Below are 13,144 nucleotides of genomic sequence, written 5' to 3'. Positions count from 1 at the left end.
GGCATGAGTTGGCGGTAATAACGAGAAAGGCCCTCCATAAGGAGGGCCTTTTGCGTATCGAAAGGGGACTTAGCTTTCGATAGGCGCGCGCCAGTCGTCGGAACCCGACGTGCCGGCCACGGTGTGTTCCCAATCGATTTTGCGGTAGGCGAGGGAAACATCCATGAGCTGGGTGAATTCGGCTTTCGTCATATCCTGAGCGTGCGGCATGCGCAGGTTGATATCGACGATCGTGGCATCGGTCAAGGTCGTGGTGAAGAAGTGCTCTTGTTTGCCTTCTACCGACGTGCGGTACCACTTGAGCTCTACGTTCGGCAGCATCTCGCCGGATGCCAGCGCGTTGTACATGAGCGGTACGGCTTTATTCAATGCAACGGTAAAGATAAATGGCTTGTGGGCGCGTTGGCCAGACGGTTGACCAGACTGCGGATCAGTAGGAACTGTGACGACGTGTTTGAATTCCTGAACCAGCATTTGATCTTCGTGGCCCTCCACGTAGATGTTACCCACTGAATCAGGGGTAAATGCGCCAGCAGTGATATTGCCCTGAGTTTGGCCTTCGATACTGATATAGCATGGAGTTGGCATAAGTCTGCTCCTTGACGGATTGAGTTAACGTTGTCCGATGGACGCAGTGTTATTGCAATACAGATGCCATTCTGGCTGTTCGCTTTAAAAACAATCACTTGAATTTTTATATCGAGGCTATTTATTTTTAATTAGGCAATTTTTTGCCTGTCATTAAGCAACCTCTTGCCATTGGCAAAAGGTTGCCTAATACATACAGGGCGTATTAAGTCTTTGTGGCAGATCGCACGCAGATGTTAATAAATGTAGCTTTAAATGAAGTCAAAGACATGAATGATGAGGGATCATAGTTGACTAAATGGCCGGATCAAACGGTCGTTTTTTATGGCTGTTGTAAGTGATTTCTGTCTATTCGCTTAAGAGATTGCCGATAGTTTTTGTAAGAAATATCTTACAAATTATACTTTGTCAGTATTTTTGTTTTATAAAGCTGCTAACTCCTAAAAAAATGAATGAAACAGTAGCTATCTAGACAGTAGTTGGCGATTAGTTTGTCAGGATCGATATTCAGAGCGGTTGGCATAGAGAAGAATAATTCGGTAATTTTCCCTGATTGAGAACCGTTCGCGGTTACATTCGGTCACTTTTCTCTAGGGCTTATCCGCATGGCTAAACAAGGAACTGTCGCGCCAAAAGAGCGCATCAACATCAAGTATGTGCCGGCAACCGGGGATCAACAATCAGAAACGGAGCTTCCTCTCAAGCTATTGGTCGTGGGTGATTTCAAAGGCGGTGAGGAAGAGACGTCGATTGAGGAGCGCCAAGCAGTTTCCGTCGACAAGAATAATTTTCAATCGGTCATGCGTGAGGCTGGGCTAACGCTTCAGGCCTCTGTTCCTAACCGCCTTGCAGACGATGAAACGCCTAACGATATGGCGGTCGACCTGTCGTTCAAGTCTTTGGATGACTTCTCCCCTGATGCCGTTGCCAAGCAGGTACCCGAACTGCGTAAGCTGGTCGAGCTGCGTGAAGCGCTGGTCGCCTTGAAAGGGCCGCTGGGCAATGTGCCCGCCTTCCGTGATCGTTTGCAAAAACTGCTGGAGGACGAAGACGCTCGCCAGCAGCTATTAAGCGAGTTGGAGCTACTGGAGTCGGACCGCCAGGGCGAGTGAGCCGTGGCAGTTGTCTTAGCGATCCCACCGTCAACGATTTCGAGGCATGGCAATGAGCAAAACGGCAAAGCAGCAGTCTGCAGTAGTGACAGAGACAGAATCAGAGCTTTCCCTGCTAGATCAGGTAATGGCTCAAACGCGTATGGCACCCGCCGATGAAGGCTATGATGTCGCCAAACAAGGCGTGGCCGCGTTCATTGCAGAGCTGTTGAACAATAGTGATTCGGTGCAAAACGTCAATAAGTCGCTCGTCGACGGTATGATCGTCGAACTCGATCGTAAAATTAGTCATCAAGTCGATGAAATTCTCCATGATCGTGGCTTTCAACAAATGGAGTCTGCTTGGCGCGGTTTGAAGCTGCTGGTAGACCGCACGGATTTCCGTGAGAACATCAAGCTCGATGTGCTCCATGCCACGAAACAGGAGCTGTTAGAAGATTTCGAGTTTGCCCCCGAAATCAGCCAGAGTGGCCTTTATCACCACGTTTATAATGCAGGATATGGCCAATTTGGCGGTGAGCCGGTCGCGGGCATCATCGGTCATTACGATTTCTCACCCTCGACTCCTGATATGAAGCTGCTGCAGTACACCTCGGCGGTGGGCGCCATGTCTCATGCGCCGTTCATGTCTTCCGTGGCGCCCTCCTTCTTTGGGATCGACAGTTTCGAAGAACTGCCCAACATCAAGGATTTCAAAGCGATTTTCGAAGGGCCGAAATATGCACGGTGGCGCAGTCTGCGTGAGTCCGAGGATGCTCGCTATCTTGGTTTGACGGCCCCTCGCTTTTTATTGCGAACACCTTACGACCCCATCGAAAACCCGGTTAAGACGTTCAACTACCGCGAGAACGTCAGCGAAAACCACGATCACTATCTATGGGGAAATACCGCTTATCTGCTCGCAGAGCGCCTGACCGACAGCTTTGCCAAATATCGTTGGTGTCCGAACATCATTGGTCCGCAAAGTGGCGGCGCGGTGGAAAATCTCCCCGTACACACTTATGAGGCGTTCGGTCAGCTGCAAGCCAAAATTCCAACGGAAGTGCTCATTACCGACCGCCGCGAATTCGAAATGGCCGAAGAGGGCTTTATTTCGCTCACGATGCGTAAAGGTAGCGATAACGCAGCCTTCTTCTCTGCTAACTCCGTTCAAAAGCCGAAAGTGTTCCCCAATACGGCGGAAGGGAAAGCCGCAGAGACCAACTTCAAGTTGGGCACTCAGCTGCCTTACATGTTCATCATCAACCGCTTGGCGCACTACGTCAAAGTGCTTCAGCGTGAACAAATTGGCTCTTGGAAAGAACGCCAAGACCTGGAACGCGAGCTCAACACGTGGATTCGCCAGTACGTCGCTGACCAGGAGAATCCACCTGCCGATGTTCGTAGCCGTCGTCCCCTGCGGGCTGCCTCTATCCAAGTGTCCGACGTCGAAGGCGATCCGGGCTGGTATCAAGTGTCGATGGCCGTTCGCCCGCACTTCAAATACATGGGGGCCAACTTCGAGCTGTCTTTGGTCGGTCGACTCGACAAGGAATAAGAGGGTGGAGCCAGGATGGCAATGGAGAGCAGTCGTAAGCGATTAGGCAACCGTTTGTTCGAGCGTCTTGCCGCACCTCAACCGCACCATGCAGAGGCGAGCGAGAGTCCGCTGGAAGTCGTCGTTGCGTCCATCAAACGGCATTTGGTGGATTTGCTCAATAGCCATCCTGGCAACAGTGCGAGTGTGCCCGAGCTTGGCCTGCTGGATTTCAATGATGCCACCATCGGTGTGTTGGATCTGGAACTCAATATCAAGCAGGCCATTCGGCATTGTATCGAGCGCTATGAGCCACGCGTCCAGCATGTCGACGTCGAGTCGTTGCCCAACTCAGGTGACCCTCTCCAGCTGCGCTTTCAAGTACATGCAACGGTGGCTTTAGGAAACAGCAGTACGCACACCACGATCGATCTGTTGCTCAACAACAAGCGTTATCAGTGTCTCAACTGATAGACCAACGAGGCACTCATGCTCAATCGCTACTACCGAGACGAACTCAATTTTCTGAAACGACAAGGGCGGGAGTTTGCCGACGCAAACCCTGGCCTTAGCCGTTTTTTATCGGAACGCAGCACCGATCCGGACGTCGAGCGTCTGTTGGAAGGCTTTGCCTTTCTGACGGGGCGCATGCGCGAAAAAGTCGAGGATGAGTTTCCTGAGCTGACCCACTCGCTGATCAGCATGCTGTGGCCAAACTATTTGCGTCCGGTGCCCAGTATGACGGTCGTGCAGTTCACGCCGCAGGTGAACGCGTTGAGCCAACAGCAGGTCGTTGACCGTGGGACAGAGATGGCGAGCGTGGCGGTTAACAACACGGCTTGCTTATTTCGCACCTGTCATGATGTTGCGTTGTACCCATTGGCACATGACGGTGTCACTGCGCGGCATACCCGGGAAAGCTCCGTCGTCGAATTGGCGATGTCCGTGCACAGTGACCAGCCCATGAACTCGCTGGGTATCGACGCGATACGGCTCTATTTGGGTGGAGATTCGTATACCGCAAGGACGCTGTATCTGTGGATGAGCCACTATCTGGCGCGACTAGAGCTGGAGATCGACGGCGTTGCGTACAGGCTGCCAGCGGATACGTTACAGGCGGTTGGCTTCGATGGAGACCAAGCCTTGCTGCCCTACCCGCGAAACGTGCATCAGGGGTATCGAATCCTGCAGGAGTATCTCTGCTTCCCCGAGGCCTTCCATTTTTTCGATGTACAACATCTCGCGCAAACCCTGCCTGCGACCCCCGGTCGTCGTGCCACGCTTCGTTTCGAGTTTTCTCGCCCTTTACCGACGGATGCGCGGGTGCAAGACGAGCATTTGGCACTGTACTGCACGCCAGCGATCAACCTCTTCAAGCATGACGCTGAACCTATCGACCTGACGGGGGAGCGAAGTGACTATCGTATTCGGCCTAGTAGCCAAACTCCCGCGCATTTCGAAACGTTCAGTGTCGATGACGTCGTCGGGCGCCTAGAGAGCGATAAAAACAGCGTACAGGCAGCCGCGCGTCGTTATGTGCCCTTCGAGAGCTTTCAGCATCAAATCGAGCGCGACCGAGGACGCGAAACGCTGCATTACCGGGTGCGGGTGTGTAACAGCGTGAGAGGTGATGGATTTGATCACGACATTGCCTTCATCCGAGGCGATGAGCAGCAGTGCCTGGGGCTGCGGGAGACCATCTCATTGAGCCTGACCTGCAGTAATCGTGAACTGCCCGAGCAGCTCACGATTGGTGACGTGTGCGTAGGCACCGAGAAAAGCCCCACGTTCGCAGCATTTCGCAATATCACCAAGCCCACGCCCGTACTGCGGCCCGCCATCGATGATGGTTTGCTGTGGGTGCTGATTTCCAATTTATCGCTGAACTATCTGTCGCTACTCAATAGAGATGCGCTATGTGCTGTGCTGAAAGCCTACGACTTTCGAGCGCTGGTCGACCGGCAAGCAGAACGCATCGCACAAAAGCGCCTGGCCGGGATCGTGAATATTCAGACGCAGCCTGTCGACCGTTTACGCAGAGGTTTGCCCGTGCGCGGATTGCGCTCGGTCATGACGCTCGATCAAGACGCGTTTGGCGATGAGGGCAGCCTTTATCTCTTTGGCAGCGTATTAGCACGCTTTTTGTCTTTGTACGCCAGCATCAATTCGTTTCACGAATTGCAAGTGATCAATCGCCATAACCAAGAGCGCTATGTATGGAGCTTGCAAGTGGGGCAGCAGCCTCTGATGTAACGCTGGCGCCCTTGTTCAACGGCGCGCGTCGCTACGAATTCTTTCAACTGGTCGAACTGCTGCATCGTCATCATGGTGATGACCTGGAGCAACGCCATAGCGGTAGCGTGCCCGATTTTCAGCGAGTGCGTTATACCGCCTCGGCGTCGTTGGGGTTTCCGAGTAGCGATGTGCTGGCTCTGGAAATGAACGAGGAGGGGCAGTATGCCCTGCAAGTCAGCTTTCTTGGTTTACAGGGAGCGCAGTCACCGCTGCCTAGCTACTACCTAGAAGCATTGGCGCATGAGTCGGCGCATCAGGAAGGAGCGGCAGGTGATTTTTTAGACTTCTTCAATCACCGCTTATTGACGTTGCTGCATCGAAGCTGGCGCAAGTATCGCCACTACGTGCGCTATCAAGACGATGCTCAGGATGGTTTTTCCGCCACCGTCTTTGCTTTGGTAGGGCTTGCCGACAGCAACCTACGCGGTGAGACACCGATCAACTGGAGCAAGATGCTGGCGTATGCCGGCTTGCTGGCCGGTCGGTCACGTTCGCCGGACGTGGTCAGCGGCATCGTCAGCCACTGTTTCGACATTGCCACGGTCGAGATCGAACAGTGGGTACACCGCTGGGTCGACATACCGCTGGACCAGCGTAGCCGGGCTGGTTTCACAGGCATGACGCTTGGTGAGGACATGGTGGCAGGCGAACGGGTGGCCGATGTGAACGGCAAGTTTGCCCTTTGCTTGCGCGGGCTAACCCTGGAGAGGTTTCGCGATTTTCTTCCTGATGGCGTCGAGCATCAGCCGTTGAGGACACTGGTGAGTTTCGTTTTGCGCGAGCCGCTGGCTTACGACCTGGAGCTCGAGCTGCTTGAGCGCGACGTGAGGCCCATGCAGTTGGGCGAGATTGATTCCTGCCAACTGGGCTGGACGACATTCGTAAACCCTGACGGCGACGGCAGCGCGACGCATCGCCGTGTCCGTATTCAAATGACGAGTTAAACCATGCACGCCGAGCCTTTCGATGCCATTACGTTGGTTGTGTTGAACAGTGAACAGCTAGAGGGTCGCTCCTCCAGCAGCCACGTGTTTTATGAAGAAGGCGGCACGCTGGGAGCAAGTGACGCAGATGACTGGCTGCTTCAAGATCATGTCGGCCTGATACGTCCTCATCATGCTGAGATCCTTAAGATCGATGGCAAGTTTTGCTTGGTGGATGCCAGTGGCCATACCTACATCAATCGCGCGACGCTGCCCGTGGGGAGAGGCCGAAAAGTCGCTCTGCGCGATGGCGATGAGCTGATCGTAGGTGAGTATCGGTTAAAAGTGCATTTGGGCGACCGCCATGGGTGGCAGCCAGGCGTGCACTCGATCACAACGCTGATCGATGAAGAACATGAGGATATGACGCACCCGTATGACAAAGCGCCCATTGGGAGTGAGTACTCGCATCGTCAGCAGTCCAGGCAAGACGACCCCATTGAGGCACTAGGAGGTGTCATGCCTGGCTCGTTACAGCACGATCCTATGGTGGCGTTGGATCGCGGGTCAGCCCCCGTATCACCGATAGAACCTCTCGAGGAAGCCCCTTTTCGGCATCACCCGCCGCGCAGCGAAACGGTCAACCTTTCTGGTAGGCAAACCTTTAACGGCACATTTAGGCAGAGGAGCAGTGACATGGATGAGCGGCAACTTAACGACCTAGAGCGCTCGGTGGGTGAACAGCTCGAGGATCGCTGGCAAACCCCTACGACACAAGCGCTGGGCCATGTAGGCGCTGATCCCCTATTGCGAGGTATGGGGCTCGATTTACCTTTTCGTGATAGCGAAGAGCAGCAGGCATTTTTGGAAGAAGCCGGCCAAACACTACGCGCCGCCGTGGATGGTTTGCGCTTGCTGCAAAAGGCGCAAAATGACAGTAAGTACCCACTTCGGGATCGTCGGCTCCAGCCCATCGAGGATAACCCATTACGTTTGGGGCTCTCCTTTGATGAGACGGCACAGACGCTGTTTTCCGCCCAGCGCAGCCCCGTGCATCTGTCAGCTCCCGAGGCGGTGGCCGAAAGTTTACGTCACCAAGGGCAGCACCAAGCCGCCGTCGAAGAGGCCATTGGCTTAGCGCTGGGGGCCATTCTGGATGCATTCTCCCCCGATGCGCTGCTCAAGCGTTTTCATGCGTACCGAGGCGCGGGCACTCGTATCGACGATGAAGGTGGCTGGGCTTGGGAAATGTACCAGCACTATTACCGGGAGCTTAACTCTGGGCGTCAGCAAGGCTTTCAAAAACTTTTTTGGGAAGTCTTCGAGCAGGGCTATGACCAGTCCGTTCGACGCCAGCAGCGGGAGGAAGCATGAGCACCGTCCGTTTAGTTCGGCTGGCGGCAGTGGCGTGCCTCTGTTTAGTGCTGGTCGGCTGTGCCTCAACGCGGGAAGCCACGGGTAAGGCATGGCAAGTGATCCGTGATCCTTCTATCCCTGTGGGGTATCCAGAAGAGAGACCCTCTCTCGTGGACCTCAGCATGGTGGCCGAGCCCAACGCCAACCCTAATGCGGATGGCGAGGGCACGCCGCTGCGCTTTCAGATACTGCAACTGAAAGATGACTCCATGCTCATGGCCGCGGATCTGGGACAGCTGCAGCGCGATCTAGAGGAGGCACTGGGCACCAACTACTTGACCCATGATGACTTCACCCTGCTTCCCGGCCAGTGGAAATTCTACGAGCCCTTCGAGGTAGACGAGGATACGCGTTACATCGGCATCATCGCGTTTTATGCCTCGCCCAACGAGGCGGAATGGAAAAAGGTCGTGAAAATCACCAGCCAAGGCGAGCACTACCATCTGTTGGTGCACCTGCGTGACCGCGAAGTAGCACTAAGGAAGGAAGAGTAATGGCGACCCGCAACCGAGTCGTGTGGAGCGAAGGGCTCTTCATCAAACCGCAGCATTTCCAACAGCAACAGCGAAGTTTGGAAGGCTTGTTGGATACCCGCTTGAAGGGTGTCAGCCACTATCTATACGGCTTTCTCTCTTTGGAATTGAACAACGAATTCCTCAGCTTCGGGCGTGTGGCGATTAGTCGAGCCAGTGGGGTCATGCCGGACGGCGTGGCGTTCCATTTACCGGCCGATGATGTCGAGCCCACACCGTTGGAGATCGACGACGCCAGCATCACGAACCAAGTGGTTTATTTGGGATTACCGCTAGCGACAGACGGCGTAGGAGAAGTGCGCTGGCCTGGTGATGATTTGCCTGCACGTTATCGGTTACTGAGCCGTAGCGTGCGCGACCTGCATTCACGGGAAGGGGCCAGTGCCGAGCTAGACGTGGCCCGCGTATCGCCCCGCTTGCTGCTAGAAAAAGAAGATCGTAGCGGCTACGCCTGTTTAGCCGTTGCCAGAATCGTCGAACGGCGTCCTGACGGTAGCCTCGTGCTGGACGAGCAGTTTCTGCCCACGCTGCTCAACGTTCAGGCAGCTCCGGGCTTGCAGCGCTTTGTCGGCGAAATGGCCGGGTTGATGCGCGAGCGTGCACGCAACATTGCTCAGCGGCTATCGACACCCCATCAAGCCGGTGTCGCGGACGTATCGGACTTCATGCTGCTACAACTGTTGAACCGTGCCCAGCCCCGTTTCCAACACCTAGCGCGCCTAGGTCAGCTCCATCCCGAGCGCCTCTACGACACCATGCACGAAATCGCCTGTGAACTGGTCACGTTTACCGACGAGTCGCGCTTGCCGCCAGAGTGTCCCGCTTACGATCACGATCATCCCGAGCGGGCGTTCCGTCCTCTGATGAAAATGCTGCGTCAAGCGCTCTCGACGGTACTCGAGCCACGTGCCGTGGCGATTCAATTGCAGGCTCGTCGATTTGGCCTCTTGGTGGCGCCGCTGTCTGATCTCAGCTTGATCGAATCCGCCGAGTTCATTCTAGCGGTGCGTGCCGACATGCCCAACGAGCGGCTGCGCAAGCTATTTCTGCAGCAAACGAAGGTCGCCAGCGTCGAGCGTATCCGCGATTTGATCAGCTTACAGCTACCCGGCGTACCGCTCGAGCCTTTGCCAGTGGCACCTCGTGAGCTGCCGTATCACGCAGGCTATACCTACTTCCAGTTGGACCGCCAAAGCGAAGCGTGGGGAATGCTCAACGGTGCCAGCGGTTTTGCGTTCCACGTGGCGGGCGAGTTCCCCGGGTTGGAAATGCAGTTCTGGGCGATCAGGAGTTAAATCATGCAGCAATTAGTGAGTGATGGACTGAGCACCTCCCGGCAGCGCGCGTTTCATGCAAAGGGGCGACACGAGGATTTGATCAACGAGCGCGGCCTTGAGCATCTCATTCATAGCCATGCCGAGCAGCTCGACGCCGACGAAGATTACTGGTTTCGCCTGCGTGGACACAATCTCAACCCCTTGGTCGATGCCGCCAGTAGTCTTTTGGGCATGGTCGTGCGGGTACGTCAGTTAGACAGTGCTGGCGATGTGGAGCGTTTGTACCGTCAAGTCGTCGACGAAATTGCGGCGATCGATATCGAGTTGACCGAACAAGGCTATGACCGGGCGACCCTGTTGGCGTATCGCTATGTGCTGTGCTCATTCATTGATGAAGCGGTCATGGGAATGCCCTGGGGGCGCCAAAGCAAATGGGCCGAACACTCGTTACTGACGCGTTTTCACAATGAAACCTGGGGTGGGGAAAAAGTGTTTTCCATCTTGGCACGTTTGCAACAAGAACCGCAGCGTTATCGCGACATGCTGGAGTTCATCTATCTGTGCCTCTGTTTGGGCTTCGAGGGACGCTATCGGGTGATGTCGCATGGCCGCGACGAGTATGAGCAAGTCGTGCGCGCCTTGGGGGATCAGCTGGCGGGGCTGAAAGAGCCTGCCGACGAGTCTTTGACGACACCGCTGAATAACGTCGTTCAGGGTCGCCAGCGCCGAGGCTCACGTTTCCCAACATGGGGAATCTTTGCCCTCTTCGGTATTGCCATGGTCGGGGTCTACCTCGCGTTCTCCTTGTCGCTTGATCAACAAGCGGACCAAATTACGTCCCTTCTCAACCAACTTTATCGTTAGGAGTCACCATGCTCAGGGTAGAGCTATCCGCACTGATTGGCCGTCTTGACACGGTGGCGAGACAAGGCCTCGAACAGGCGGCTGTACTATGCGCGCAGCAGCAAGCTCCAGAAGTGACGGCAGGGCATTTATTGCAAGCCATGCTCGACCAGCCGCTGTGCGATGTACGCCGCATCTGTGAGCATATCGATCTGGATACGTCGCACTTGCGTGCCCAATTGGCCGAAGAGTTGCGTCCTCCACGCACCCTCGAGGTGGCCACCCCCAGCTTTTCTCCGCTGCTCATCGAGCTGCTACAAGACGCGTGGTTATTGGCCTCGACCGAGTATCAACATCTGACGCTGCGTAGTGGGGTGATTTTCACCGCGCTGCTGCATAACCCAGACCGCTATTTGGCTAGCGGATCGGTGCGCCTGCTTGCCGACATCAATCGTGAGCATTTACGCCGTCATTTTGACCGGATAACCGCTGAATCCGCCGAGGCGCCGCAAGAGGCGTCGACCTTGGCATCGCGATCGCCTACCCAGCAGAACGATGACACCGCGTTGGCACGGTTTGCCACGTCGCTAACGGAGCAAGCCCGTCAGGGCAAGTTGGACCCGGTGCTTGGTAGAGACCCGGAAATCGATCAAATGCTCGATATTCTAGGGCGGCGTCGTAAAAACAATCCTATCGTGATTGGCGACGCTGGCGTGGGTAAGAGCGCCGTCGTAGAGGGCTTGGCCGCACGTATCGTGGCAGGCCAAGTGCCCGCCGCCCTGGCGGACGTCGAGCTTTTGACACTCGACCTAGGCGCGTTACAAGCCGGTGCGGCGGTGAAAGGTGAGTTTGAAAAGCGTCTGAAAGCCGTCATCGATGAAGTGAAGAATGCCCCGCGTCCGACGCTACTGTTTATCGATGAAGCGCATACGTTGATTGGTGCCGGTAACCAGGAAGGTGGCGGTGATGCGGCCAATTTACTAAAGCCCGCCCTGGCCCGGGGCGAGCTGCGTACCATCGCGGCCACCACGTGGCGTGAGTATAAAAAATACTTTGAAAAAGACCCCGCGCTATCGCGGCGTTTTCAACCCGTCGCGCTTTCTGAACCCAGCGTCGAACAGGCACTGGTCATATTGCGTGGCCTGCAGGATGTGTACGAGCGTGCTCACGGAGTACTGATCGGCGATAGCGGTTTACGTGCGGCGGCGGCACTCTCCGCACGTTATCTAGCCGGACGACAGTTGCCTGACAAAGCCATCGATGTGTTGGATACCGCCTGCACGCGGCTGGCGCAGGCACTGGATACGCCGCCTCGCAAGCTGAGCCATCTGCAGAGCGAGCATACGGCTGCGCTGCGTGAGCGTGATCACTTAGCCCGAGAGACGCTGCTGGGTCGCGAGCCGGACACGGCGGCCCGCCACGCGTTGGATGAGCGCTTGTCGACCCTCGAAACCGAGCTATCGACCCTCGAAGCAGCTTGGCAGGCGCAGCGTGAGTGCGTGGATGCCATCGTGGGGCTGCACCGCAAACTACTCGAGCATGATTCGCAAGAGGCGTTGCCTGAACAGTGGCAGCGTGAGTTAGCCGAGCGAGAACAACAGCTAGCCCAACTTCAGGAAGACTTTGCGCTCGTGACTCCCAGTGTCGAAGAAGCGCAGATCGCGCAAGTGATCGGTGACTGGACCGGTGTGCCCGTGGAGCGAATGACCAGCGATGAGCTGACGCGACTAACCGAATTGCCTCGCTATCTGGGCGAACAAATTCAAGGGCAAGGGGCTGCCATCGAGCGGATCCATCGCCATCTGCTCACCGCCCGTGCCGACCTGCGCCGCCCCGGGCGGCCGTTGGGCGCGTTCCTGCTGGTCGGTCCTAGCGGCGTGGGCAAGACCGAAACGGTCGTGCAAATTGCCGAGCAGCTTTATGGCGGACGCCAATTTTTGACCACCATCAACATGTCCGAATACCAAGAGAAGCACACGGTATCTCGTTTGATTGGTTCTCCGCCGGGCTATGTCGGTTTTGGCGAGGGCGGGCTCTTGACGGAGGCGATCCGCCAGCGGCCCTACTCGGTGGTGTTGTTGGACGAGGTCGAGAAAGCCCACCCGGACGTGCTCAACCTGTTTTACCAAGCGTTCGACAAGGGCGAGCTGGCCGACGGCGAGGGGCGGCTGATCGATTGTAAGAACGTCGTGTTTTTCCTGACGTCGAATTTGGGCTACGAAGCCATCGTCGCCCATGGCGATGATGCCAAGGCGCTGGACGCCGCGCTCTACCCCGTTCTCGCCGACTTCTTCAAGCCCGCCCTGCTGGCGCGTATGGAAACCGTTCCTTATCTGCCCCTGGCGGGCGAGACGCTGCGCATTATCGTCCATGCCAAGCTGGCGACACTGACCAAACGTATTCAGGCGCGCCACCGCGACGCAGAGATCACCCTCGACGATGCCCTGACGGATGCCATCTGCGAGCGCGCAACGCGGAGTGAAAACGGCGCGCGCATGCTGGAGTCGGTGATCGATGGCGAGCTGTTGCCGCCGCTGTCGCGAGCGCTGTTAGCGCGTATGGCCAATCGTGAAGCCGTCACGCGCGTCTTACTTGGTATCGACCGAGAGCAAGGCACCTTCACGGCGGAGGTAGGGTGACC

11 protein-coding genes are annotated in these 13,144 nt (G+C 56.1%); 10 read left to right on the top strand and 1 reads right to left on the bottom strand.

Translation table 11 applies throughout. The features are described from left to right. Positions 1–69 precede the first annotated feature (69 nt). Entirely contained in the window at positions 70–588 is a 519-nt protein-coding gene (locus GYM47_RS15045) for an Hcp family type VI secretion system effector (protein WP_139525722.1), read from the bottom strand. Between the two features lie 605 nt (positions 589–1,193). Here GYM47_RS15045 and tssB point away from each other — a divergent pair. From tssB to tssH, 10 genes are read left to right on the top strand one after another with little or no spacing between them, the layout of a single operon-like run. Further along, positions 1,194–1,700 carry a type VI secretion system contractile sheath small subunit gene (gene tssB, locus GYM47_RS15040; protein WP_153843095.1) on the top strand — a complete coding sequence of 169 codons (507 nt, stop codon included), beginning with the start codon at positions 1,194–1,196 and terminating at the stop codon, positions 1,698–1,700. A gap of 52 nt (positions 1,701–1,752) precedes the next feature. Then, the gene (gene tssC / locus GYM47_RS15035; RefSeq protein WP_153843096.1) at positions 1,753–3,237 is read left to right on the top strand and encodes a type VI secretion system contractile sheath large subunit; all 1,485 of its coding nucleotides are present in this window, start codon (positions 1,753–1,755) and stop codon (positions 3,235–3,237) included. A gap of 15 nt (positions 3,238–3,252) precedes the next feature. Continuing rightward, positions 3,253–3,687, top strand: coding sequence for a type VI secretion system baseplate subunit TssE (gene tssE, locus GYM47_RS15030; protein WP_153843097.1), 435 nt, complete (start codon positions 3,253–3,255; stop codon positions 3,685–3,687). An 18-nt stretch (positions 3,688–3,705) separates the two neighbouring features. After that, on the top strand, positions 3,706–5,469 hold the full coding sequence (gene tssF / locus GYM47_RS15025; RefSeq protein ID WP_153843098.1) for a type VI secretion system baseplate subunit TssF: 1,764 nt from the start codon (positions 3,706–3,708) through the stop codon (positions 5,467–5,469). Continuing rightward, the gene (tssG, locus tag GYM47_RS15020; protein ID WP_153843099.1) at positions 5,433–6,455 is read left to right on the top strand and encodes a type VI secretion system baseplate subunit TssG; all 1,023 of its coding nucleotides are present in this window, start codon (positions 5,433–5,435) and stop codon (positions 6,453–6,455) included. The genes tssF and tssG overlap by 37 nt, the downstream gene beginning before the upstream one ends. Before the next feature lie 3 nt (positions 6,456–6,458). Further along, the gene (gene tagH / locus GYM47_RS15015) at positions 6,459–7,808 is read left to right on the top strand and encodes a type VI secretion system-associated FHA domain protein TagH (protein ID WP_153843100.1); all 1,350 of its coding nucleotides are present in this window, start codon (positions 6,459–6,461) and stop codon (positions 7,806–7,808) included. Beyond that, entirely contained in the window at positions 7,805–8,344 is a 540-nt protein-coding gene (gene tssJ, locus GYM47_RS15010; RefSeq protein WP_139525715.1) for a type VI secretion system lipoprotein TssJ, read from the top strand. The genes tagH and tssJ overlap by 4 nt, the downstream gene beginning before the upstream one ends. Continuing rightward, positions 8,344–9,678, top strand: coding sequence for a type VI secretion system baseplate subunit TssK (gene tssK / locus GYM47_RS15005; protein WP_153843101.1), 1,335 nt, complete (start codon positions 8,344–8,346; stop codon positions 9,676–9,678). The genes tssJ and tssK overlap by 1 nt, the downstream gene beginning before the upstream one ends. A 3-nt stretch (positions 9,679–9,681) precedes the next feature. Beyond that, complete coding sequence (gene icmH / locus GYM47_RS15000; RefSeq protein ID WP_153843102.1) at positions 9,682–10,524, top strand: type IVB secretion system protein IcmH/DotU; 843 nt, start codon at positions 9,682–9,684, stop codon at positions 10,522–10,524. An 8-nt stretch (positions 10,525–10,532) separates the two neighbouring features. Continuing rightward, positions 10,533–13,142, top strand: a complete 2,610-nt coding sequence (gene tssH, locus GYM47_RS14995; RefSeq protein ID WP_153843103.1) for a type VI secretion system ATPase TssH — start codon at positions 10,533–10,535, stop codon at positions 13,140–13,142. The last annotated feature ends 2 nt before the right edge of the window (positions 13,143–13,144 follow it).

Source organism: Vreelandella piezotolerans (assembly GCF_012427705.1).
Classification (GTDB): domain Bacteria; phylum Pseudomonadota; class Gammaproteobacteria; order Pseudomonadales; family Halomonadaceae; genus Vreelandella; species Vreelandella piezotolerans.
This window is presented reverse-complemented; position numbering and strand designations above follow the sequence as displayed.